Annotated in this window: 24 protein-coding genes; 12 read left to right on the top strand and 12 right to left on the bottom strand. The window is 60.3% G+C overall.

Going from position 1 to position 21,707, the window contains the following annotated elements:
- The coding region (locus OMW55_RS05320; protein ID WP_319950655.1) for a calcium-binding protein at window positions 1-1,542 on the bottom strand (1,542 nt) is incomplete at its 3' end.
- 462 nt (window positions 1,543-2,004) lie between these two features.
- Between OMW55_RS05320 and OMW55_RS05315 the strand changes: the two genes are divergently transcribed.
- Entirely contained in the window at window positions 2,005-2,427 is a 423-nt protein-coding gene (locus OMW55_RS05315; protein ID WP_264881382.1) for a hypothetical protein, read from the top strand.
- A gap of 390 nt (window positions 2,428-2,817) precedes the next feature.
- Window positions 2,818-4,164, top strand: coding sequence for an APC family permease (locus OMW55_RS05310; protein ID WP_264881381.1), 1,347 nt, complete (start codon window positions 2,818-2,820; stop codon window positions 4,162-4,164).
- A 549-nt stretch (window positions 4,165-4,713) separates the two neighbouring features.
- Here the strand turns inward: OMW55_RS05310 and OMW55_RS13930 are convergent.
- Window positions 4,714-5,154 carry a winged helix-turn-helix domain-containing protein gene (locus tag OMW55_RS13930; protein ID WP_407822123.1) on the bottom strand — a complete coding sequence of 147 codons (441 nt, stop codon included), beginning with the start codon at window positions 5,152-5,154 and terminating at the stop codon, window positions 4,714-4,716.
- 201 nt (window positions 5,155-5,355) lie between these two features.
- Between OMW55_RS13930 and OMW55_RS05305 the strand changes: the two genes are divergently transcribed.
- Window positions 5,356-6,276 (top strand): helix-turn-helix domain-containing protein, encoded by a 921-nt coding sequence (locus OMW55_RS05305; protein ID WP_264881380.1) that lies wholly within the window; start codon window positions 5,356-5,358, stop codon window positions 6,274-6,276.
- Between the two features lie 277 nt (window positions 6,277-6,553).
- Here OMW55_RS05305 and OMW55_RS05300 read toward each other — a convergent pair whose 3' ends face one another.
- Both OMW55_RS05300 and OMW55_RS13925 read right to left on the bottom strand, forming a co-directional pair.
- Window positions 6,554-6,979, bottom strand: coding sequence for a nuclear transport factor 2 family protein (locus tag OMW55_RS05300; RefSeq protein WP_264881379.1), 426 nt, complete (start codon window positions 6,977-6,979; stop codon window positions 6,554-6,556).
- A complete protein-coding gene (locus OMW55_RS13925) occupies window positions 6,976-7,479 on the bottom strand; it encodes a DUF6438 domain-containing protein (RefSeq protein ID WP_407822122.1) in 504 nt (167 codons plus the stop codon). Before OMW55_RS13925 ends, OMW55_RS05300 begins: the two co-directional genes overlap by 4 nt.
- A 268-nt stretch (window positions 7,480-7,747) precedes the next feature.
- On the opposite strand from OMW55_RS13925, the gene OMW55_RS05295 reads away from it, so the two are divergent.
- Complete coding sequence (locus OMW55_RS05295; protein ID WP_264881378.1) at window positions 7,748-8,032, top strand: YciI family protein; 285 nt, start codon at window positions 7,748-7,750, stop codon at window positions 8,030-8,032.
- Between the two features lie 9 nt (window positions 8,033-8,041).
- Window positions 8,042-8,809: an inward rectifier potassium channel family protein gene (locus OMW55_RS05290; RefSeq protein WP_264881377.1), complete on the top strand. Its 768-nt coding sequence runs from the start codon at window positions 8,042-8,044 to the stop codon at window positions 8,807-8,809.
- Between the two features lie 457 nt (window positions 8,810-9,266).
- Here the strand turns inward: OMW55_RS05290 and OMW55_RS05285 are convergent, their stop codons facing one another.
- The gene (locus OMW55_RS05285; protein WP_264881375.1) at window positions 9,267-9,767 is read right to left on the bottom strand and encodes an OsmC family protein; all 501 of its coding nucleotides are present in this window, start codon (window positions 9,765-9,767) and stop codon (window positions 9,267-9,269) included.
- Between the two features lie 194 nt (window positions 9,768-9,961).
- Here OMW55_RS05285 and OMW55_RS05280 point away from each other — a divergent pair, with 194 nt between their 5' ends.
- From OMW55_RS05280 to OMW55_RS05265, 4 genes are all read left to right on the top strand, one after another.
- Entirely contained in the window at window positions 9,962-10,522 is a 561-nt protein-coding gene (locus OMW55_RS05280; protein WP_264881373.1) for a CC0125/CC1285 family lipoprotein, read from the top strand.
- Between the two features lie 116 nt (window positions 10,523-10,638).
- Window positions 10,639-11,562 carry an SDR family NAD(P)-dependent oxidoreductase gene (locus OMW55_RS05275; protein WP_264881371.1) on the top strand — a complete coding sequence of 308 codons (924 nt, stop codon included), beginning with the start codon at window positions 10,639-10,641 and terminating at the stop codon, window positions 11,560-11,562.
- A 201-nt stretch (window positions 11,563-11,763) separates the two neighbouring features.
- On the top strand, window positions 11,764-12,183 hold the full coding sequence (copM, locus tag OMW55_RS05270; RefSeq protein WP_264881370.1) for a CopM family metallochaperone: 420 nt from the start codon (window positions 11,764-11,766) through the stop codon (window positions 12,181-12,183).
- Entirely contained in the window at window positions 12,180-13,634 is a 1,455-nt protein-coding gene (locus OMW55_RS05265; protein ID WP_264881368.1) for a YncE family protein, read from the top strand. Before copM ends, OMW55_RS05265 begins: the two co-directional genes overlap by 4 nt.
- A gap of 133 nt (window positions 13,635-13,767) precedes the next feature.
- Here OMW55_RS05265 and OMW55_RS05260 read toward each other — a convergent pair whose 3' ends face one another.
- Together OMW55_RS05260 and OMW55_RS05255 are read right to left on the bottom strand one after the other, a co-directional pair.
- Complete coding sequence (locus OMW55_RS05260) at window positions 13,768-14,196, bottom strand: DUF302 domain-containing protein (RefSeq protein WP_264881367.1); 429 nt, start codon at window positions 14,194-14,196, stop codon at window positions 13,768-13,770.
- Window positions 14,171-15,235, bottom strand: coding sequence for a catalase family peroxidase (locus OMW55_RS05255; protein WP_264881365.1), 1,065 nt, complete (start codon window positions 15,233-15,235; stop codon window positions 14,171-14,173). The genes OMW55_RS05260 and OMW55_RS05255 overlap by 26 nt, the downstream gene beginning before the upstream one ends.
- A 155-nt stretch (window positions 15,236-15,390) precedes the next feature.
- Here OMW55_RS05255 and OMW55_RS05250 point away from each other — a divergent pair, with 155 nt between their 5' ends.
- Both OMW55_RS05250 and OMW55_RS05245 read left to right on the top strand, forming a co-directional pair.
- Window positions 15,391-16,065, top strand: coding sequence for a YoaK family protein (locus OMW55_RS05250; protein WP_264881363.1), 675 nt, complete (start codon window positions 15,391-15,393; stop codon window positions 16,063-16,065).
- Entirely contained in the window at window positions 16,058-17,281 is a 1,224-nt protein-coding gene (locus tag OMW55_RS05245) for a cupin domain-containing protein (RefSeq protein ID WP_264881361.1), read from the top strand. Before OMW55_RS05250 ends, OMW55_RS05245 begins: the two co-directional genes overlap by 8 nt.
- Before the next feature lie 57 nt (window positions 17,282-17,338).
- Here OMW55_RS05245 and OMW55_RS05240 read toward each other — a convergent pair whose 3' ends face one another.
- The 5 genes from OMW55_RS05240 to OMW55_RS05220 all read right to left on the bottom strand — a co-directional run bounded on the left by OMW55_RS05240 (window position 17,339) and on the right by OMW55_RS05220 (window position 20,439).
- The gene (locus OMW55_RS05240) at window positions 17,339-17,779 is read right to left on the bottom strand and encodes an ester cyclase (protein WP_264881360.1); all 441 of its coding nucleotides are present in this window, start codon (window positions 17,777-17,779) and stop codon (window positions 17,339-17,341) included.
- Window positions 17,780-17,905: 126 nt separating this feature from the next.
- Window positions 17,906-18,418 carry a Dps family protein gene (locus OMW55_RS05235; RefSeq protein WP_264881359.1) on the bottom strand — a complete coding sequence of 171 codons (513 nt, stop codon included), beginning with the start codon at window positions 18,416-18,418 and terminating at the stop codon, window positions 17,906-17,908.
- Between the two features lie 17 nt (window positions 18,419-18,435).
- The gene (locus OMW55_RS05230; protein ID WP_264881358.1) at window positions 18,436-18,966 is read right to left on the bottom strand and encodes a DUF1269 domain-containing protein; all 531 of its coding nucleotides are present in this window, start codon (window positions 18,964-18,966) and stop codon (window positions 18,436-18,438) included.
- 43 nt (window positions 18,967-19,009) lie between these two features.
- Complete coding sequence (locus tag OMW55_RS05225; protein ID WP_264881357.1) at window positions 19,010-19,657, bottom strand: BON domain-containing protein; 648 nt, start codon at window positions 19,655-19,657, stop codon at window positions 19,010-19,012.
- 98 nt (window positions 19,658-19,755) lie between these two features.
- Window positions 19,756-20,439 carry a helix-turn-helix domain-containing protein gene (locus tag OMW55_RS05220; protein WP_264881356.1) on the bottom strand — a complete coding sequence of 228 codons (684 nt, stop codon included), beginning with the start codon at window positions 20,437-20,439 and terminating at the stop codon, window positions 19,756-19,758.
- A 474-nt stretch (window positions 20,440-20,913) separates the two neighbouring features.
- On the opposite strand from OMW55_RS05220, the gene OMW55_RS05215 reads away from it, so the two are divergent.
- Window positions 20,914-21,639 (top strand): sensor histidine kinase, encoded by a 726-nt coding sequence (locus OMW55_RS05215; protein WP_264881355.1) that lies wholly within the window; start codon window positions 20,914-20,916, stop codon window positions 21,637-21,639.
- Window positions 21,640-21,707 lie beyond the last annotated feature (68 nt).

Raw genomic sequence — 21,707 nt, 5'->3', positions numbered from 1 at the left:
GTTGCCGATCCCGCCATGCAGGTTGTCGTTGCCGCCGCCACCGTTCAGAACGTCGTCACCATCACCGCCGTCAAGAAGGTCGTCGCCTTCGTCGCCGGCCAGACGATCGTTGCCGGCTTCACCCAAGATGGTGTCGTTGCCGCCAGCGCCGCTGAGCTGGTCACCGCCATTGCCACCGGAGATGAAGTCGTTGCCGGTATCGGTCCAGATCTCGTCGTCGCCATCGCCACCATAGACGCTGTCGTCGCCAGTTGTGCCACCCAAGGCGTCGTCACCGGCCGTGCCGTTTACAAGAGGACCACCTGTCTGAATGCCAGGGGAGCCAGGCAGGATAAGCGTTGTATTGTCGCCGTTGAAGTGAAGCTTGTCGGTGGTCGCTGCGACATAGTCTAGGCCGTCCGGCGAACCTGCCCTCTTGTCGCGCACGGTAAAGGCGCCACCGGCAATCGCCACGATTTCGTAGTCGCTTTGCGAGCCGGAGAAGTAGGCCGTGTCGTCACCGCCACCGCCAGACAGGTAGTCGTTGCCAGCACCACCCTCGAGCTGGTCGTTGCCGATCCCGCCATGCAGGTTGTCGTTGCCGCCGCCACCGTTCAGAACGTCGTCACCATCACCGCCGTCAAGAAGGTCGTCGCCTTCGTCGCCGGCCAGACGATCGTTGCCGGCTTCACCTAGGACCACGTCATCGCCCATCCCGCCGTCGAGCACATCGGAACCGAGGCTGCCGCTTAGAGCATCATCCCCGCCACGACCGTAGAGGCGGACTTGTGCTGAGGAGCTGTCAAAGAGCTCGGAAACGGTGAGCAGATTCGCTCCTTCATCCCCGTAAACGACGCTGTCTGCGTGGGCTACCACGTTTTCGATGCTCACAAGCTCGTAGAACGCCTGACCCGCACTAGCCGTACCGGCTGCCAAGTCGACGTTGAACCCGATGTTCAGGGATATGGTATCAGTGTCTGCGCCCCCATCTATGTACCCGGGAATGATGCTTCCGCCAAAGGTACCGCTGAGGAAGAACTTGTCGTTCCCAGTCTCTCCGAAGAGACGCTTGCCAACAGTCCCGGAGAAATCGTCCGCCCCGCCCCCAGCACGAATTTCGAGGGTCGACGTGTCACTAGGAGGCAGGAAGACGGATTGCGATCCTTCACCAAGCTGCAGTCGCTCGACATTTCGCACGGTGTAGCGTTGGGAGCCGATATAGAACCCCAGAACGTAATTGCTTCCGTCGAATATGGTCCCGACTGTTACGGAACTCACCCCCCGTAAGTCGACGGTGTCAAATCCAGCTCCTCCGTCGATGGCTCCGAGGCCGACCGCAGATCCGAAACCTACATCGCTGAAGTAGACAATGTCATCACCGGAACCGCCGTCAACAAGGTCTGCGCCCAAGCCCGGATTGATTGTGTCATTTCCATCGCCACCGCTCAGGCTGTCGTTACCCGACAATCCGAAGATTGTGTCGTTGCCTTCCAAGCCATCTATAATATCGTCCCCAGTGGTGCCGGCCAGGAAATCATCGCCGCTCGTAGAGCCAATCGCCATTCAAGACCCCCAAAAGAAGACACACGTGTTCCCGGCGATACTTCCAGAGCCCTCTGATGGCGTGGACCGTTAGAAGTAGCGGGCGCAATAACTCGCGTGAGCTAGTCACACGGCGGAATTTACTGCCGAACCCTCCACATGCAATGACCAAATTAAGTTAACAACAACATCTGCAGGCCCACTTTTTTGCCTCTTTGCCGTGTTCAATTGGTCTAAGAGAGCAGTTGGTGCGTACCTAGATAGCTACCGCCGTATGTCTGTGATCTACTATGATCTCGAGGGCGATACGCTGCAGGCCTACCGCGCGACGACTGCGGCCTTCGATGGCTCGTAGACTGTGCCGGCAAGTGGCACGTCGCCGCTGGCGGCGCCGTGAAGGATTACGAATTCTGGAAGAGAAACGCGGGAGCTGCCCATCTCGTATCCAAGGCAGCTACCACGCTCGCATAAAAGCTGCCTGCCGTGATGAAGAGCAACGTGACTCCGCCTGCCATCGCGGCCGGCAAGCAGTGGTTGTTCTTCCTGCCGGACGTCTTGCTGATTGGGCAAGACGGCAAGTTCGGAGCTGTCGCCTATTCGGACCTGATAACGTCCTTCCAGGACAGCCGCTTTATCGAGGAGGGCACTGTCCCGCACGACGCAAAGGTGGTCGGCTCCACATGGCGCTATGTTAATAAGAACGGCGGACCGGATCGCCGTTTCAATAACAATGTGGAAATCCCGATCTGCCTCTATGAAGTGCTCCACCTATCCAGCCCTTCAGGCCTCAACGAGTTGCTGGAGTTCTCAAGGACCGGTGTGTCGGCGCCATTCATTGCAGCCATCCGTGAGCTCACTGCTGGCAACAATCAAACGGCCGCATCCCAGAAACGGCTCCCAAGCTGAGGAGCACTTGAGCCTCTTCTCGGACAGGCGAGCTGCGACCTAGTATACTGGACCTGCCCGCTGTCAGAAGTTGATGCCAACAGGCTGATCGATGGGAGCTCCGTGATTGCAGCAGATCTTTTCCCTGGTGCTTGAGCTTCGCACAGGTGAATGTCTGCCTTCTGCCTCTGGAGACCCGAAAGCAGCCGTTCCGCTTTCCACCACCAGCGGACTGTGGGCCCAAGCCAGCCAGAGTGGCGGCAAGTGGCCGTCTGCGGCTGGTTCGGTCCTTGGACTAAGAGCATGGAAGCGCACGCCCGTTCAGCTATGTGGCTAGTGTCCGGATCCGGCCATTGCGTACATTCGTCGCTGACCTGCTAAGCTCGCGCTCAGCTCAGCAGGAGGACGACTGTGGCTCCTATACCGGACCGGAATGCTGGGGACCGTTCGAACGGTGGTTTGCTGCGCGTACTTGGCTTAAGCTTTGCCCTCGCGGTGGGTGTCGGCAGCGTCATTGGTGGCGGGATCCTGCGGACCCCCTCTGCTGTGGTCGATTCCGTAGGCAGTGTGCAGATCGCTCTGCTCCTCTGGGCTGCAGTTGCCGTGCACGCCGCCATCCAGGCAAACGTCATCGCAGAATTGATCACTTCCATGCCCAAGGCGGGAGGATTTCTCGTGCCGGCACGCGCCGCCTTCGGCGAGCCTGGGGGCCTGCTGATCGGATGGGTTGACTGGTTGAACCTGGTCGCGGGGATAGCAGCGCTTTCGATCATCACAGCCGAGTTCTTGGGGCTCCTAGTGCCTCAAATCGGCTCGTTGCCTGGACTGGCGGGGGCCTTGATTGCTCTGCTGTTCTACGGTCTGAACTGGCTTGGCGTGCGGGAGGGGAGCAGGGCACAAATCGTTGGTAGCCTCGGGAAGTTCTCCTTCCTCGTCGCTGTCGCCGGGCTGATCTTTCTCTCGCCGCCTCCCGATACCCAGCGAGCCGCGGCGACCGTCGCACAGCCGATAACGCTGCTCGGCATCGTCGTCGCCTACCAGATGATTTTCGGAGCCTACTCCGGCTGGCCGAACGCTATTTATTTCGCCGAAGAAGATACGGACCCCGGGAGGAACATCCCCCGGGCTCTCTTCGGAACGATTGCAGCGGTAGCGCTGCTGTACCTACTCGTCAGTGCAGCATTGTCGTACGCGTTGCCGCTGGAAACCCTCAGATCATCGAAGCTGCCTGCAGCCGATGCAATCGGTAGCCTATTCGGATCTCGCGCACTGCAGATCGTCGCGGCGGGAGCTGTCTTGATTGCAGGTACCTGCCTCAATGCCAACATCATGTCCGCCCCGCGAGTGCTCTATGGCCTTGCCGAACAGCGGCTGTTCCCCAGAGCCGCACTTGCAGTGAACCGGGGAGGCACGCCGTCTGTAGCCCTCATGTTGACTGCGCTCGGCTCGGTGGCGTTGACGCTCACCGGAGAGTTCGAGACCGTCTTCCGCATCATGGCGGCTTTGGGCATGTTCCCGTTACTTCTGGCCGACGTAGCTCTCTTCAAGCTGCGCCGCGACGCGCCTGATCTTCCACGCCCATATCGGGCCAGGCTTTACCCACTTTTGCCTGCTATCTCACTCGCGCTGGACGCTACGCTCCTAGTGGCTTTCCTCGTTTCCGACTGGACAAGCGGTCTGTTCATCCTCGGCGCAGTAGCGCTTGCTTGGCCGATCGGTATGTGGATGCGACGGTCACAAGGGGCTGCCGCAGCATAAGCTTACGTCCGCTTCTTACCCACGCTCACCCGAAAGCCGCCGTTCCGCTACCCACCATACGCCGCCCAAGCGGACACTGCTTGCTCGGCCACCGCAGATGAAGCTTCCAGGAGGCTTTGATCAGCTTGTCCCCATGCTGACGGCCTTAGAAGGTGAGTCGGCTGCGAAGTTAAAGCCTGACGAAGCTGCTGGCGACTAGGCGATCCGCGTTTCTCCAGACCTCACCTGTGCGATCACCTGCTCTAGCGAATAGCCCTCTCGAACGTGGGCAGTCGGACGCCTTGCCGCTCGCAGCGCCTTTGCTTGCGTCGGTCCCGCTCCTGACATTTGCGACCTGAAGGCTGATTACCCGATGGTAGCCCGAACCACTCCGAAGACTGGCTGATCCACCGCTAAGAAGATCGGTGTGGACGTAAGAGCTCGCAGTGTCGAGGGCACGCCGGCAGGGGCCGCTGCGAGCATCGGGCGTGGAACGCGTAAGGCCGAGCAGCAGCTAGCCCTAGCCGCACTAGGTAGGCGCGCTAAATCAGACAGGAATTCCGGGCCACCTTACGCGTCTAGTGCTTCGAAGAGCGGTAGATCATGGTGCCCGACATCGTTGCCGTAGGCTGTCAGAAGATAACCTCGACCCGAAACTGTTTTTACTTGGTCACCGACTGACCCTAGCGCTCGTCGAAGGCCGAGAACTTGGCATCGAATGTTGCTTTCACCCACGAAAGTCGCTGGCCAGACGGAGCGCATGATCTCGCTTTTGGAAACAACTCTACCTCTGGCACGAAGCAGCACAACCAGCAGGTCGAAGGCGCGGCTTCCAATCTGAACCGGCTTTCCCCTACACAGAAGGGTTCTTGATCCAGGCACAACAGTATGGTGGCGGAAGCGAAGCAGTTCAGCCCCCAGGTCACGAGAGGCAAGCCACTCAGTAGTCTCGGAGGCTATGTGACCGTCCCGACTCTCAGCAGCGGTTCTGGGAATGCAGGACCGGTCCATCATGCGATTGCCTCCTCCATGGAACCCGGTGCAACTTCGGCGTAAAAGAAGTATAATAACCTACGCGGAAGCGCTTGGACGCGAGAGCCACACTGGGACGCGAGGGACATCTATGTTTCCCATCTTGCCGGTTCTTTTGCGTTGGAGAATGGCTTCTCCCGGGCTGGGTGATCGGCCATTCTGTTCTCTAAGGGGATGAAAGTGTCCCAGGAGCCACATGTTAGGCCTTGGTTCGCGAAAAACGGGCAGCTTGATCGCTACGCCACCTTCGACGCGGGGTCGTCCGGCGACAGCTCACTGGTGGTGGCGCAGGTCGTCCGCGAGAACCCAGATTTTGGCCTTACAGTCCCCAACAGCCCCAAGGAGGAGTACTTAGGCAGTCTTTTCCTCGGTGATTGGAAGGATGCAGACGTTTGGGTGGACGGAAAAGCGTTCCTGCGGAGCGCTGCCAAGCCGAACTCCTTTGGGCTGTTTGATCTTCGTCGGTGCTGGGTTACGAACTTGATCCAGCCGTTCAGCGCAGTGCATTTCCATATTCCTTCCAAGTTATTTGACGAACTTGCCCAAGAATTTGGCTTGCTTGCAATGTCTACGTTAAGCACGCCGTTCAACCCACTCCCTCACGATGAAGTCATGTTTCACCTTTGGCGCACCCTTTTACCGGCTCTGGAGCGACCCGCGCAGTCGAACCGGCTGTTCGCCGATCACATAACCTCAGCGATCTGTATCCATCTTGCAACCACATACGGGGAGTTTCGACTTCCTGACATTAAGGTCGGCCTAGGTCTTGCGGCTTGGCAAGAGCGCCGGGCTAAGGAGTTGCTGCTTGACGATATAAGTGCCAATCCATCGTTGACAGAGGTCAGTCAGGCCTGCGGAATGTCTAAGCGTCATTTCGCTAGATGCTTCAAAGCTAGCACTGGCCTGCCGCCGCACCGTTGGCTTCTTCACCGCCGAGTCGAACTAGCCAAGAACCTGCTTGAGAGTTCCAACGACTCTCTGGCGGATATCGCCGCCAGGTGTGGCTTTGCAGATCAGAGCCACCTGTCCCGTGTTTTCAGGCGATTAGGTTTGAATTCGCCGAGAGCCTGGCGTGCGATGATGAAAGTTCGGCGTACGTGAGTCGCGATAGGTTTGGCTCACCACTTTTAGTGATAACGTATTCGACACACGCCTTCAGTTGCGTCACGGAAGACGCGTTCTCAGCCTGGACGTGACGAGTCCTGCACAAGCGAACCGACCGACCGAAGATGGTAAACTCCGGTCGTGATTCTTCTGTTTCCACTGGCAGCGATAAGCGCTAAATATCGGGCTCTAGATCAGGCCGCGCTAATCTCTTCAAGAGCCGGCACTGCGGGAGCACAGCAACGGGCCACCGGCGCTCGTGCTGCGTGGGTCATTAGGAAATATGCTCCGGTGCTTTCGAAAAGAAGCGGTTCATGCCGCGCACATCCGATAGGTACGTCTCAATCTCGATGATCCGATCACCGCGGAGCCGGCAAACGGTTGCGAGATACTCGTCCAACACTGCTCCTGGCCGCGTTGCCATGTTGCGAAGCGCCAACGCGACATGGTCGCGGCTGACAAGAATATGAAGTAACTGAAAGCTTACTCCGAAGCTGGCGATGAGCTTGGCTCGCTCGACTACGGCATCGCCGCCCACCGCTGGGCCGGAGATGAGGTTGTCGCCCGGCAGCACCCAGTTCGCATCGTCGTGAACGAGCAAGCGTATGCCGTTCCAATCGCGCGCAAGAAGGCACGCGTGAAAGCGTTTCGCGAGCGCCTCGCGTTGCTCGTAGCTTGATACCGCAGCAACCTCGCTCATCGAGCGCTCCTCTTTCTCGGATTAGAAGACCTGATCAGGTCGCTTATGGGGAGCAGCCTGAGTGCTGCTTCCAGCCTGGCGCGGACAACAGCGTAGCGCGGGTCGTGACACCCAAGATCAAAGTTCAGCTCTCGTGCAGCATGGCCCGGAGCGCTCCAGACCACCCGCAGCTGCGACTGATCGGTGGCGAACGGTCGACAAGTAGACTGGTCATAGATGACCTGTCCCTGCTTAGGCTGGAGCGGCGTCAATAGCTGCTCAAGTTGGCGGTAGAGTTGCGGTGATGACTTGAGCGGCGAAGTACCCACGACATAGGTGTTTCGCTCACCTTTGAACCACCCTGCGCCACTGGCCTCGATCTGCGTCTGATAAACCGGGCAATGACCATGGCAGGGACCGACCTCGAGTGTGACGCTCTCCGGTGCGCTGAGCGGTGGCACCGACGTGCAGGCCGTCGCTGCTCCGGCAATGAGGGCAGCTCCGAGGACTCGCACAATCATCATCTCCTCAAGTTCCCACAGTCAAACTGGGCGGAGCATATCCAAAGATCCGTCCGGAGCTTTTCGATAAGGAACCAAACGAACGCAAATGCACGGTGCAGCGCTGGGCCAAGGCCTCCCTCACAAGGATGGATCACCGGCCATGCGGTTTCGAAAGCGTCGCTCCCAGTCAGCTGTCATTGCCGAGGCACTCTCGCTTCAGCGTGAGCGAGTAATCGCACGAGGGTGCTGCAGGGCGCCTCCTGAACCCAGGTACGAGGAGCCTAACATGCTGTTGATGATCGTCAGCTACCTCAAGGAGGGCTCCGAAGAGGCACTGATCGAGCATGAGGCCGAGATCAACGACCGGCTGACGGCTGCCAACCTACAGCTTGTCGCCCTGATGCGCGGCATTCACCATTGCCGGCGCGGGTACCTCGTCATCCTCGAAACCGAAGGCGTCGCAGATGCCGAGAAGTGGTTGCTCGAGGGCCCGATCGCAAAGGCTGGCGTGTTCGATCGATTTGAGATTTCTAGTATCGAGATAGAGGTGGGCAGGATCGCCAACGGCTAGCGCGACCTCATGCTCGTCCCGCGACAGGCAACTCACCAGCGCTGGCTCCAAAGTCTCCAAGGTGACCTTTACCACAAGATCATCGACATGAGCGGTCGGCGCTTGCTGGTGTGTTTCATCGGTTCATTTTCTGCCCTCAATCTATTCTTCGCCGCGCTCTATAGCCTTGATCCAAACGGCCTTGGCGGAACGCCAAACTTCCCCCTAGGTGCCCGCTACCTGCGGGCCTTCTTCTTCAGTGTCGATACACTGGCGACCGTCGGCTATGGCAACGTCTATCCAGTCTCGCTTTACGCGAACATTCTGGCCGTGGTCGAGGTCGCCGTTGGCCTACTCTATGTCGCGCTTCTGACTGGCTGTGCCTTCGCCCGCTTCTCTCGGCCGACAGCGCTCATCGCCTTTTCCGAGTCCGTCAGCCTTATCACGCGGCCGGAGGGAGCTGTACTGACGATCCACGCGGCCAATCAGCGAAGCAACACGCTCTTCGATGCGTCTGTTGCGATAACACTCATTCCCTCGTCCAGCGACGAAGGCTGCATACCGCACGAGTTGTCTTCAGTTCGCTCCACCCACCCAGCTTTCACCCGTGATTGGACGATCCGACACGTGATAGAGCCGGACAGTGCCGGCGGGCGACTGCTAATGTCGGGGGATGAGCCGTTCACCATGCTTGTGGTCCTCTCTGGGACCGATAATCGCACGGGGCAGCGACTCTTCGGGCTGAAGACGTACCGCTTAGATGAGATCAATCGTAAGCAGAGTGGGCACGATCAGTGATTTGAGTTCGTTCTCGAAAGAGAGATCTCAACGTCGAAAGTAAGAGTGGCCGCATGAAAAAGACACTTCTCCTCGCCGCTACTGGCCTCCTAACCTTCCCGGCTGCAGCCTCAACGCCCAAGGCTTGGGCGGCACTCCAGGCCCGCGCGGAGCGCTCTTGCGTTCAATCTTCAGCCCTTGGTCGAACGCGCGTGTCGAACCCGATCATCTTCAACGATCGCGTCGGGACGGTTGCTCTGCTGGTGACTGGCACTCCGAGAGCCAGCCGGTACGCGCCACCCTCCGTCACCTACCTGTGCCTGTATGATCGTCGCACCGGAAGGTCTGCGATCGAAGAAGCAAATGGCTGGGCAGAGCGCCGGCAATAATCAGATCGCGCTTGCTGACGGTCACCCTCCAGACCCCTCCTCCCGATGGAGCAGGTGACCGCCAGCACCCAACTCCCCGCGCCCCGGAGTTAATCACCGCGGTCAGCGCACGACTCCTCCATGTCTATCAAGTGCATCTGATGCACGCTTGGGCCCTGCACTTGATGGGCGAAGACCAATGTCGTCTGAATGTCGGAGCCTGGAGCCAACGTCCGATGCACGGGGCAGCGATCCGCGATGGTGAGCAGATGCTCGCGCTGCTCCTCCGACAGAGGACCGCTCAGCAGCAACTCACGCCGGAAATCGTCCTTGGCGTTCAGATACTCCCGGCGGTGCTCCACGTTGACGGCAACATGTTCGAGCGGCCACGACTTGCGACGTGCGTACAGCTGGAGTGTCATTGCGGTGCACGAGGCCAGGGCTGTTGCGATCAGGTCGTAAGGTGTCGGACCACTTGCGAGGCCTCCTACGGAAACCGGCTCGTCGACGAAGAACTGGGCACCCGCAACGGTTGCGCGAACCTGAAACGGACCGTTGCCTGTGCTTTCCACGGTGACCTTCTCCGGTCGCCTATCAATGATATTTTTCACCTTGCACCCTCACCTTCACGATCCGTCGATCAGCCATGATGGGGGATAAGGTCGAACCCTGAAAGTGGCCGACCCATGCGAACGTGTGATCCCCAAAAAGCGAGGCCTTGCCCGTAAGACCAATCGGCCGAGGGGCTGGCAAAGCGGCAGCAGGCCCGAAAAGCCAGCAACATTCTGTCGCAAAGGAAATGCCAATGCCTCGCTTGGTCAGCCAATCCATCGTGCTATCCGCTACCGCCCTGCTCCTTTCGGCTTGTGCAACATCAACGCCCTACCAGCCGCTCGGCAGCAGCCATGCGCGAGGCGGCTATTCGGATCAGCGGATCGACCAAGATCACTACCGGGTCTCCTTCTCAGGCAATGATTTTACGTCGCGCAAGGAAGTGGAGAACTATCTTCTCCTGCGTGCAGCCCAGGTGACGCTGCAGAACGGCTATGACGGCTTCACTCTCGTTTCGAAGCAAACAGATCCGACTGTCCGCACGGAGATCACCGAGCCTTTCAGCCCTGGACCTTACGGTTACTGGGGGCCAAGTTGGCGCTATCGCCTTGGCGGGCTTGGCTGGCGCTCATGGTCGCCGTGGGGCGGAGGCGCCTTCTGGGCCGATAATCTCGATGTGAATACCGTAACGAGCTACGAGGCGTCGGCTGAAATCGCGTTCTATCGCGGCGCAAAACCGAACAGCCCGGTCGCGTTCGATGCACGGCAAGTCATCGCCAGCATCGAGCCGGAGACGACGAAGTCGCGGCTCTAGATTAACAATGGAGCCCGGGGCGGCGCTCCGGGCTTTGTTGCTTGCAGGGAGTGCGCAGCGAAGAAGGGGAGCTACACGGTGCCTGCCAGGCCGGACCATCCGTGGGAGAGAGAGACATGACGACCCCGAGGAACGGCTTCGGCTTCGCGACTACAGCATCGGACGTCCTTGACGGCATCGACCTTGGTGGTCGGCGTGCGGTCGTGACCGGTGGGGCCGCCGGCATCGGGTTCGAGACCTGCCGCGCCCTTGCAGCTGCCGGTGCCAGTGTCACCCTCGCTGTGCGAAATCTCACGGCTGGTGAGCAGGCGGTTCGCGAACTTCATGGACTGACTGGCAACAAACAGCTCGCCGTGGAGCATCTCGACATCTCCGACCTTGAGTCCGTCGACGCTTTCGCGAGGATGTGGCGAGGTCCACTGCACATGCTGATCAACAATGCGGGGGTGATGGCCATCCCGACCCGACAGGTGAGCCGGCAGGGCGTCGAATTGCAGCTCGCAACCAATTTCCTCGGCCACTTCCACCTTGCTCAGGCACTGCAACTTGCGCTTGCTGAAGAAGGTGGAAGGATAGTCGCCGTCAGTTCGAGCGCCCACCTGATGGCCCCAGTCTTCTTCGGGGACACCAACTTCGGCTTCCTGCCCTACGATCCGGTGCTTGCTTACGCGCAAAGCAAGACTGCCGTCATCCTGATGGCGGTAGAAGCCAACCGACGTTGGTCGTCCTCGAACGTCTATGCGAACGCCCTCAATCCTGGCGCGATCGCGACCGGCCTTCAAAAACACACCGGCGGCCTGAGAACGCCCAAGGAGCGGCAGAAATCAATTGCTCAGGGGGCTGCCACGAGTGTGCTGCTAGCTGCATCACCCTTGGTTAAGAACGTGGGCGGTCGCTATTTCGAAGACTGCCAGGAAGCAGATGTCGTCACCCATCGGAACCCCGAGCTGAGCGGCGTAGCGCCATATGCCCTGGATCAAGATAATTCGGCACGCTTGTGGGAGCTCGCAGATGGCTGGCGTCAGAGTCCTGCCCCCTAGCAGCTTGCAGTGCCCTCTCCTCTCGTCTCGAGCCGCCGTTTCGCCCGGCCGTTCGGAATCGAAAGTGTCGATCCCGAAGGGGTGCTAATGTGGGCAATCGTCAGCTGCAGCTCTCATCATGGCTGGTCAGCCAGGAGCGAAGGAGCCCGGTGCGATGCTGGTGAATAGATCGTGGGTAGCGGCAGCAGGAGTGTTGCCCGCGTGTTGCACAAAGTGGTGCGGTGGAGTGACAAGATGAGGCAGCAGCATTCTTCGCGCATGAGGTCTCCCGCACTTGCCGGCGCGGCGCTGCTCCTCGTTGGCTGCTCGGCCGCATCGGCAGCCATGGTCAGTCCTGCTGACTTCCACCAAGCAATGAGCGCGGCCATGACGCGAATGCATTATGCCATGTCGACACCGGCGAGCGCCGACCCTGACCGTGAGTTCACGGCGATGATGATCCCCCACCATCAGGGCGCGATCGACATGGCAGTGCTGCAGCTGCGCTACGGCAAGGACGAGCGGCTGCGCCGGCTCGCTCAGGGCATCATCGTCGAGCAGCAGCAAGAAATCCGTCTCATGGAGCAGATCGCCCATGAGCTCGAGAACAACCAAGACAGGCCACGCGAGGAGGCAAGATGATGAGGCAGTTGCTATCGGGGCTCGCGTTTCTTGCGTCCGCTGCGCCTGCACTCGCTGATCAGGTCCCCTTTGCTCAGTCAGCGCCAGCGACTCCGATCAGCAATCGCGATCGCTTCTATACTTCGGATCAATTCTCGAACACCGTTTCGGTCATCGATCCCTTCAGCAATAGGCTCCTGGGAGTGATCCGGCTCGGCGATCCCACGCCAGCAAACCTCAGCCCACTCTATCGTGGGCAGTTGCTTGTTCATGGAATGGGCTTCGCACCTGATCGTCGAACTCTCGCCGTAGTCTCGATCGGAAGTAACTCGGTCACCTTCATCGATACCGCCACGAACAAGGTCAAGCACACGACCTACGTCGGACGTTCGCCGCACGAGGCCTTTTTCACGCCTGATGGTCGCGAAGTGTGGGTGAGCGTTCGTGGGCAAGATTACATCGCGGTGCTCGACGGGCATGACTACCGCGAGGTGGCCCGCATTACGGTACCGAACGGCCCGGGGATGACGATCTTCTCACCCGATGGACGCTATGGATATGTCTGCTCCAGCTTCTCGCCGGAGACAGTTGTTATCGAGACCAGAAGTCGGAAGATCGTGGGACGCGTGAAGCAGCCCAGTCCATTCTGCCCGGACATTGCGGCTACCCCGGACGGCAAACAGGTTTGGTTCACGCTCAAAGACGTCGGGAAAGTGAGCGTGTTCAACGCTCGGCCGCCGTTTGATACCCTGACCACAATCGATACGGGCGCAATCACCAATCATGTGAACATAGTCCGAAACGCCAACGGGCAGTTTGCCTACGTGACCGTCGGCACTGAAGACCTGGTCAAGGTCTATCGCACGACCGATTTCGCCCAAGTCGCAAGCATCAAGGTGGGATCCATGCCGCATGGCTTATGGCCCTCGGGCGACGGCAGCCGCATCTACGTTGGCATCGAGAATGGCGACGAGGTCGCAGCGATCGATACGATGACGAACAAGGTGGTCGCGACCATCCCGATCGGCCAAGGTCCCCAGGGAGTTGCCTATATTCCGGGCGCTGTGCCGGAAGGCGACGGACTAGCGAACCTTCAGCCCCTCGGCGTTGCTGGTCGGAAGGTGCTGCTGCAGCTGACCGGCACTGGCCGATCCCAGATTACGCTCTTCGACCAGGGTCAGATACAGATGTTGCAGGCAGCCGTGGGTGGTCTGCAGCCCAAATCGAATTACGTCCTGGCACTGGCTTTACGATCAGACGGTACCGGCCCACTCGAGCCGCTAGCGCAATTCACCACCAATCCCGCCGGAGCGGCAATCGTCAATGCGGCCGGGCCAATCCGGCAGATCGTTCAAGCCGAGCAAATCGACAGCCGTCGTTATCTGGTCATCGCACCGGGTACGGCGGACACCTATGCGGCTCCAGTGCAGGTGCAGTCAGAGATCGCCGCCGCCGGCGAGGAGGCCCGCTAAGCGGCTCAGGGGATCGCAGGCACCTTGCGTCGAGCGATGAGACGCGGGCTCACGCGAATGCGAGCCAAGCAGATTGTCGACCAGCAGCCAGCACAGAGAGGGTGCTCAGCACGCTGCTCGACTCGCCTGATCGCTACGCAGCGCTGAGTAGGACCTGCTCAGTCAGGGCCTGCAAAGGTGCAATCAGTTCCGGATGCGGCGCACCGCTCCCATGCCGTTCTGCAATCCACTCGGGATCATCGGCAGCAAGCCACACACCCGCGGCCGGATCCTCCCACACCAGAAGCTTCAGCGGTAGTTCGATCGCACTGGTGGGAAGTACCCGCATCAGCGGTGTACCTCCCTTTGGGTTGCCAAAGATCAGCACGGTTGTCGGCCGCAGGCTCAGGCCGGCCTTTGCCGCGGTCTTGCTGTGATCGATGGTGGCCAGCAACGGCACATTCGCCCGCTGGAGCGCTCCTACGGCGCCGGCAAGTGCCTCGGCAAAGCTGCGGGTGCTGCGGCGGACGATCAATCCTGGAACTGGCGTCATATAGTCAGGCCTCCTGCAGGCGGCGGCCATGAGAGACCGCGTAGGAAGGGGAACGGAACAGCAGGATGGGGTCTGAACTCGCCTCGAAGCCATCGCTGAGCATCAAGGGATCGAAGTTGATCTTGGAACTGCCGGCCTGCTCGGAGCTGGCCGACGAATGCAAGCGGAGCCTTCCTGCCTTGATCTTGGGTCGATTGCTCGGCCACAAGAGCGTAGGGTTGATCTCTTCGTCCTGCGGCTCACCCAAGGTGAGGATTAGATCCCATTCAGCAGGTCCACGGCGAAGCCGCTCCGATAGTGCGGCCTCAAGGAAGTGATCGGGCAGTGAGTTCATCTGCTGATCCGTCAGGCGGTGGATTTCGTCTCGCGGTTCGAAGTGGAACTTCACCTTCTGCCTCTGCCCGGCCTTGTTGGCGACAAAGAAGGTGTGGATGCCGAAATACGCTTCTTCCGAGTAGCTGCGCGGAGGATTGTTGTCGGTCAGGAACTTGACCTGTCCTCGGGTATCCGGGTGGCTGGCGTTGAAGGCGGCAAACCGAGCCGGGTCCGCCTTCCCCGTGGTGGGATCGACAGCCAGGGCGATGAACTTGTCAAGAAACGTCTGCGGCACCTGCGCGAAGAACATTGGGGTGTTCAGCATCGTCATGTGATGCAGGCTTCCGTCAGGGATGCGGAACTCTAGCGCCAGTCCGCGAGGGCTCCGATCGGAGTCCTTCACCTTCGGATCGCCACCAGCTATCGAAAAGCGACCAACTACGTGGGTGGCCTCTCCTGAGAAAAGCCGAGATTTGGACCAGCGCTGCACTTCCGGATTGCCGGTGAAGATTCCCAGCGCGCCAACGTCCTTGGTGTGATTGCGGCGCTGCTTGGGGTGAACGCCGTAGGCGCCCTCGAGCGCGTTGATCGTCGCTTCGGCAAGAGGCTCTTCAGCCTTCTCGTTCTCAAGGCTGGTCGGTTGAGCCGCCTGCGCGGGGAGTCCAAGCAGCCCAGCTCCGCTTGCTACCAAGGAAAGTTGACCAGCGCCGCGCATAAAGCCCCGGCGATCGCAGCTTCGGACAGGCTCGGACATGCGGAAAGCACCATTCGCTATGACCCTTGCACTTGGCGACAATGATGCTCTGCAATCTTCTGTTTACGCCCTGAACTTACGTAGTCGCCCACCCGCGGAGCCCGGTCGTTCGGTTGCGAAAGAGAACGACAGGCAGCGGGCGTACCTCCCCCTCCATGAGCGATACGCCCACCCTATTGGGCCAGCGCGCCGAAGCTTTCTTCGTTCTCGCCGTGGCCGGCTGGACCGACGGTGCCGGGTTCCTGCTGTTCGCAGGGATCTTTGTCTCCTTCATGAGCGGAGATACGACGCAGCTCGCGGCTGCCCTGTCAGTCCTCAAACTTGCTCACGCAACGACATACCTGCTCCCAGCGGTAGTATTCGTGTTCGGCGCGATGCTTGGGCGCCTTCTTCAGAGTGAAGCAACAAGCAATGGCAACACATTCGTGTTCGGCCTCACCTCTGCGCTCCTCTTTGCCGCGGCACTGCTAGGATCCGGCGCCAGTCGATTTCCCGCACTACTCTGCGCCCTGGTGGCGATGGGCATGCTCAATGCGCCGCTTCATGAGGTCAATCGGGTGCCGGTTGGCACCATGGTGACCGGCGCTCTGGTCCGCCTTGGCCAGGCACTGGCTGATCGCTTGCAACGCCGGCCGGGCAACATTGCCGATAACGCGGGTCAATGGCTGTTCTTCGTGACCGGAGCTGTCGCTGGCTGCACGACGGCTCACGCGCTCGGCGCCGTCGCCTTCCTCTTTCCCGCTATCGGCAGCGCGCTGCTGATCCCCGCGCGTCTCCGCTCCCAACGCCAGGCGCCACTCAACAAAGGAGGTCACGACCACCATGATTGATAAGTCCCACCCGCACGAACCAATCGAGGAGATCGGGCATGAGGTGCCCTCGCCTGGCAATCCGGACTTGCCAGCAGAAGGAGCGGTAAACGTCCGCGATGTTCCAGAGAGCCTTCGCAGCGCCGGGCCTCAGAACGTCACGATGGAGCGGCAATTCCCCTCCCAGGCCAGCCCACCTCCGACGGATATTAAGACCCAGCCATTCTTCTGGTCATCCTTCAACATCTCACCGAAGCGCATTCAGCGTGGCGGCTGGGCGCGGGAGATAACGGCAGATGATTTTGCCCTTTCCGAAGAAATCGCCGGCGTGAACATGCATCTTGCTCCCGGCGGCGTACGGGAGCTGCACTGGCACCAGACCGCCGAGTGGGCGATAATGACGCGCGGACACTGCCGGGTAACCACTCTCGATTTCAAAGGGGTGCCAAGCGTCGAGGACGTGGAAGCCGGCGACCTTTGGTACTTCCCGGCAGGCTGTCCGCACTCCCTGCAGGGACTGGGGCCTGACGGAGCCGAATTCGTCCTTGCATTCGACGGCGGCGAGCAGTCGGAGAGCAACACACTCCTCGTGACCGATTTTCTGGCGCACGTTCCCCTCGATGTGCTCGCCAAGAACTTCGGAGTGCCGGAGTCCACTTTCCGCAACATGCCCCTGCACTCACTATGGATATTCCAGGGGCAGGAGCCGGGCAGCCTTGCGGCCGACCAGGCCGCAGTCGGCGCACAGCCGAAGGCCGAACCAGTAATTTATCGGCTGTCACGGTCCGAACCCGTCCGGCGCAACTGCGGCGGTCAGATCCAGATTGCGGATAGCCACAACTTCCGCGCGTCCAAGACGATCGCGGCAGCGATGGTGACCATTGAGCCCGGCGGTATGCGCGAGTTGCACTGGCACCCGAATGCCGACGAGTGGCAATATTACCTTCAAGGCGAAGCCCGAATGACGGTGTTCGATACCGGCCCCAAGGCTACGACGACCGACTTCCGAGCCGGCGACGTCGGCTTGGTGAAGCGCAATCTCGGCCATTATGTCGAGAATACTGGTCGCGACGTGTTGAAGTTCATGGAGATCTTCCGCGCGCCTGAGTACCTTGAGGTATCGCTGGCCGATTGGCTTTCGCACACGCCGCCGGCGCTAGTGATGCAGCACTTCAACCTATCGGCGGAGGAAGTCGCCTCGCTGGCCAAAGGCAACCGCGGGATCGTCCCGCTTTGACGATAAGAGGCGGGCGGCGCTCCCGGAGCACCGCCCGCCTTCCCTTCAGCCCATGCATTAGCTCTTCGGAATGGCCCCGATCTGCTGCAGGAACGTCAAATTGTCCTCGAGATGCCAGTTGTCAGTGATCAACCCATCCTGCACCCGGAGGATGTCGGTTGCGATGAAATCAACCTTCTCACCCCTGCCCTTCCGTCCGGCGAAGGTGCCAGTGAAAGAACCAATGAAACGAAGGTGCGACACAACTCGGTCGCGCACAACTAGACGCTGAACGACGGTCACCCTGAGATCGGGCACGGCGGCCAGGAAGGTCTTTGAAGCTGCAGCTGGCCCGGCGGGCCCCTGCGGCCGACCGCGGGGAAGCGTATGGTCGACAAACTCAGGGCTAAGGGCCGCCCTGAGCAGATCGGGGCTGCCGTTGACCCAGAAGCCGTAAAAGGCGTCGACAGGCTTTAGCAGCGTTGCGAGCTCGCCAGGCCGGATCTCGGGAGAGACCACCTGATCCTGCGGGCGAGTCCAGGCGATCGCAGTAGCGTCACTGACCGGCGCCCCATGCGCAACTCCGCTCGCCGAGGCGAGTAGAAGGCAGAAGAATATCCTGCTCATTGCTTTGTAACCTTCTTGCTAGCGATCAGTCCCGCCCGCTTCGGCGAGGAACCAAATCCGGCGCTGGGCCTCGTCGATATAGGTCTCCAGCAGGCTCGTGGTGGCAACGTCGCCTTCGTCCTCGCACAAGCGGTGCGCTTCTTGGAGGAACTCAACTAACTGGCGATTATCCGCCGCCAGCGCTTGCAGCATCTGTCCTGGCACACAGTCGCTGCGATCGTCGTCCGCGAGCCGTTGCAGCTTCGCGATGCTGCCGATCGAGGTGAGCGTCCGGCCCCCGAGCTTGCGGACACGTTCGGCAAGCACATCGGTCATTTCAAACAGCTGGCTCGCCTGCTCATCGAGCAGGAGGTGGTAGTCGCGAAAGTGCGGCCCCGACATGTGCCAGTGATAGTTCTTGGTTTTGACGTACAGGGTGAAGACGTCCGCAAGCAGTCGGTTGATGGCTGGTATGGGAGCAACGAGGCCGTTGCTCTCGCGTCCGCGGCCGGTGTCGACGCCGTTGGGCGCAAGAAGTGCATCGTCTGTCATGGGAGCTTGCCTCCTGATCAGGCCGCAGCCGGCTCTGGGCGGTGTTCGTCTAGTGCCTCGGCGCCCGTTTCGCGTAGCAGGTTCCGTGCCTTGTCGAGCATTTGCTGATCACCGTGCACAACGAGCAGGAACTTGTCCGCCTTGAGTGCGGCCTCGTAGCGAATGGCAGAGTCCCGAGGCACGCCGATGGAAGACAGTGCTCCGATCAGCGCACCGGTACCGCCGCCGAGGATCGCTCCCTCTGTACCGCTCACCAGCGTGGCGGCCAGCGGACCAAGGATAACAAGGTGACCAAGGATGGGCACAAACAGAACGAAAGAGCCGAACAGGATGCCTCCGATCGTACCCCAGAAGGCCCCTAGTTTGCCGAAGAAGCGGACCCTGTCCCCGGAATTGAAAAAGCCGAGGGGCTGCTCTTCGGAGTGATAGTTCCGACCGACGATCGAGATGCGGCGCATGTCCAACCCGCCTTCAGCAAGGGTCTTCACGCCTTTGTCTGCGCCTCCATGCGATGCATAGACGGCAACAATCAGTGGCTCGCGTTGCATGTGAGTTTCTCCATGACCAAGGGATTTGGCGCTCCAGCTAGCCTCAGATGACCGTCAGACGGTCATCGACATCCATCACGTCGGGTGCTGCCCAGGCAGCGTACTCAGCGGCATAGCGTTCAGACCACCGAGGGACCGTTTCGGTCAGCGTCACCTTGCTGCCATCGGTGTGGATAGCGATGCCGTTGGCCTCGATTTGCGCGTTTCGCACTAGCGCAGCCTTGATCCGCTCGCGAAAATCGCTCGGTGTCGGCCGCTGCTTGAGCGTCATGTTGTTGATGACGCCCTTGACGCCGCGGAGCTTTCTGGTGACCTCAAAAGCCTCCTCGCGCTGGTAATTCCACTCGAGCTCACCGCTCAGGGTTACCCAACCATGCTCGACTCTGACCTTCACACGGTCCTTTGGCAGGGTAACGGTCCAGGAGAGGGCTTCAGTGCAGCGCCGGGCTACATCGTCATCGCCCTCCGGGCGCATGAAGGCATCACGAACCTCAAGTTCCTGAGCAATCGCCTTCACGCCATCGACGCGTGCGGCGACCCGCTCGGCGGCAAGCTTCTCCGCATAGGTGTTAACAGTTCCAGAGAGCGTAACGATGCCGTCGCGAGCGTTCACACCGATGTGTGCATCGTCGACGCTCGGTTCCCATTCGAGTTCTTCACGGACTACTCGTTGCGGGTCGCTGTCGTTCATCGCGTCATCTCCTTTCTCGTGAAATGTATGAGACGGTCGCTAGCGCCAGCGCGGGTGCTGCTCTTCCAGATCAGCATGGCTAAGCGCTTTTCGAACGATCACGCGGCCAACTTGCCCGGCTGCGTCTGCCCGAAAAGCTGCTGCTGCTGGCGCCATCGGCCAGGCGTGAGGTCTGCCTGCCGCCGAAACACCGTGGTGAAATGAGCCTGGTTCTGGAAGCCCACGGTGAGCGCAACTTCGACCAGCGGGAGGTCCGTTTCGCGCAATAGCTCCTGCGCGCGTTCGACGCGGCGCCTCACAAGATACTCGTGGGGGCTGACCCCCAGGCTCCGACGGAATTGTGCGGCGAAGTGCATTCGGCTGAGACCCGCTGCCGCGGCGAGGTCTGCGAGCCGTAGCGGCTCGCCCAAGTGCGTTTCGATGAGGTTGAGGACCCGCTTCAATCGCCAGTGCAGCAGGCCATTCTGGCCAGGCTGTCCGTCGACCCGCATCTCGCTGAGCCAGAGAAGGCGGGCGACAATCGCCTGCTCCAAACCGCGGACGAAGGCTGTCTGAGCCTCGCATGAGGAGGCAGCGTTCTGAAGAAGGGTCATCGCGAGACGCTCGGCCAATGGATCAACGGACGGCTTGGCAAGAGCCTCCATCTTATCGCGAAGTTGCTCGAGTGAGCAGCGGCAGCCGAGGCGCTCCAACAGGCGCACCGGCACGAAGAATTGCAGCTCCTCAGCAGGACCCTCGAAGCGCGCTCGTGCGTCCGTCGCCGGTGGGCACGCATAGATCATGCCGCTCGAGAGCCGACCGTCATAGGCGAGCTTGCCTCCAATCCAGAGTGAGGCTTGGACCGGGCGGAGCGATACCGCCGCCGCAAGGTACGCGCCGTTCGCCGGCGCCTCATGGGAATGCGTGCCATGGTCGACACCGGTCCAGCGTCCGGCAACGATCGTTCCGCTGGGTTCGAACTTAGGCCTTCCCCAAGAGGGATGTTGAGGAAAGTGATGACCAGGTGGTGCGTTGCTAGGGTCAGCGAACATGTACTGGGCTCCTGTCCACAAGCCGGGTTCCGTTCCGCGGCCGAGGAGCCCTTGTCGCCTCGAAGGACGCAAAGTCGGAGTCAAACGGTGTAAAGAAACGTAGTGATCTGTATCAGCAGTGCAGGCGCAAAAGGGCCACGCGAACACAGAAGATCGACCGGCAACATAGGGTCATCACCACTCCACTCGCGGACAGCATTAGCCGCCTTGGGGAGGCCAGACGAAATGACCGAACAACAACAGCATTATACCGAAGAGAGTGGCGAAGCCTTCCGAGCCGCGGAGGGGCGACTGCCGCTCACCTTCGCACATGACTTTCGAAACATGATGCAGTGCGCAGCGAGCGCTCTTCACTTCCTCAATCGCGAGCTTTGCGATCACTCCAGCCCGGAGATTCAGAGAACCGCCGCTACGGCAGCGCGGGCGGTCGAGCGTGCCAGTAGAATGGCCAATCACCTCCTTACCGCCGCCGGCGCCGAGCAACGCCAGGTCGACGTGAGGGAGACGATACTCATGCTCAGTGAGTTGCTGCGCTTGTCGCTTGGCGGGCATATCCGCCTTGAGACTCTCACCACTGACCGCCTCCCGCCCGTTCACTGCGCGCCACAGCGGCTAGAAGACGCCTTGCTAAACCTGGCTCTCAATGCACGGGATGCGATGCCCGAAGGCGGCGTCCTATTGTTCGAGGCTCGGTCCTGTCACCTTCACCGCCAAGCCGAATCTTGCGTGGTCATAAGCGTCTCAGACAATGGGACCGGAATGCCGCCCGAGGTGGTCCGGCAGGCGTTTCGACCATTCTTCACGACCAAGAAGGACCAGGGCGGCACGGGTCTGGGCCTAAGTAGCGTTCGGGCCTTCGTCGATCAGCTTGGCGGTACCATCGAGGTCATTAGCCGACCTGCAGGCGGCACCACAATCAAGCTGCACCTACCGACCGACGGCTTGATCTGAAGCCATGAGGTTTTTTCGAACGCCTGCGTCATAGGTGAGAGAGGACCGACCTGCGTCTCACAGCAAGG

The sequence above is a fragment of the Sphingomonas arvum genome, from assembly GCF_026013565.1.
Classification (GTDB): domain Bacteria; phylum Pseudomonadota; class Alphaproteobacteria; order Sphingomonadales; family Sphingomonadaceae; genus Sphingomicrobium; species Sphingomicrobium arvum.
This window is presented reverse-complemented; position numbering and strand designations above follow the sequence as displayed.

Excerpts from the sequence above, each read along its gene's own strand:
- OMW55_RS05295 (WP_264881378.1), top strand. The coding sequence starts at position 7,748 with ATGCTGTTGATGATCGTCAGCTACCTCAAGGAGGGCTCCGAAGAGGCA.
- OMW55_RS05255 (WP_264881365.1), bottom strand. The coding sequence starts at position 15,235 with ATGTCCGAGCCTGTCCGAAGCTGCGATCGCCGGGGCTTTATGCGCGGC.
- OMW55_RS05265 (WP_264881368.1), top strand. The coding sequence starts at position 12,180 with ATGATGAGGCAGTTGCTATCGGGGCTCGCGTTTCTTGCGTCCGCTGCG.
- OMW55_RS05215 (WP_264881355.1), top strand. The coding sequence starts at position 20,914 with ATGACCGAACAACAACAGCATTATACCGAAGAGAGTGGCGAAGCCTTC.
- OMW55_RS05230 (WP_264881358.1), bottom strand. The coding sequence starts at position 18,966 with ATGCAACGCGAGCCACTGATTGTTGCCGTCTATGCATCGCATGGAGGC.
- OMW55_RS05245 (WP_264881361.1), top strand. The coding sequence starts at position 16,058 with ATGATTGATAAGTCCCACCCGCACGAACCAATCGAGGAGATCGGGCAT.
- OMW55_RS13930 (WP_407822123.1), bottom strand. The coding sequence starts at position 5,154 with ATGGACCGGTCCTGCATTCCCAGAACCGCTGCTGAGAGTCGGGACGGT.
- OMW55_RS05290 (WP_264881377.1), top strand. The coding sequence starts at position 8,042 with ATGCTCGTCCCGCGACAGGCAACTCACCAGCGCTGGCTCCAAAGTCTC.
- OMW55_RS05250 (WP_264881363.1), top strand. The coding sequence starts at position 15,391 with ATGAGCGATACGCCCACCCTATTGGGCCAGCGCGCCGAAGCTTTCTTC.
- OMW55_RS13925 (WP_407822122.1), bottom strand. The coding sequence starts at position 7,479 with ATGATTGTGCGAGTCCTCGGAGCTGCCCTCATTGCCGGAGCAGCGACG.
- OMW55_RS05300 (WP_264881379.1), bottom strand. The coding sequence starts at position 6,979 with ATGAGCGAGGTTGCTGCGGTATCAAGCTACGAGCAACGCGAGGCGCTC.
- OMW55_RS05235 (WP_264881359.1), bottom strand. The coding sequence starts at position 18,418 with ATGACAGACGATGCACTTCTTGCGCCCAACGGCGTCGACACCGGCCGC.
- OMW55_RS05280 (WP_264881373.1), top strand. The coding sequence starts at position 9,962 with ATGCCTCGCTTGGTCAGCCAATCCATCGTGCTATCCGCTACCGCCCTG.
- OMW55_RS05220 (WP_264881356.1), bottom strand. The coding sequence starts at position 20,439 with ATGATCTATGCGTGCCCACCGGCGACGGACGCACGAGCGCGCTTCGAG.
- OMW55_RS05275 (WP_264881371.1), top strand. The coding sequence starts at position 10,639 with ATGACGACCCCGAGGAACGGCTTCGGCTTCGCGACTACAGCATCGGAC.
- OMW55_RS05260 (WP_264881367.1), bottom strand. The coding sequence starts at position 14,196 with ATGGCCGCCGCCTGCAGGAGGCCTGACTATATGACGCCAGTTCCAGGA.
- OMW55_RS05225 (WP_264881357.1), bottom strand. The coding sequence starts at position 19,657 with ATGAACGACAGCGACCCGCAACGAGTAGTCCGTGAAGAACTCGAATGG.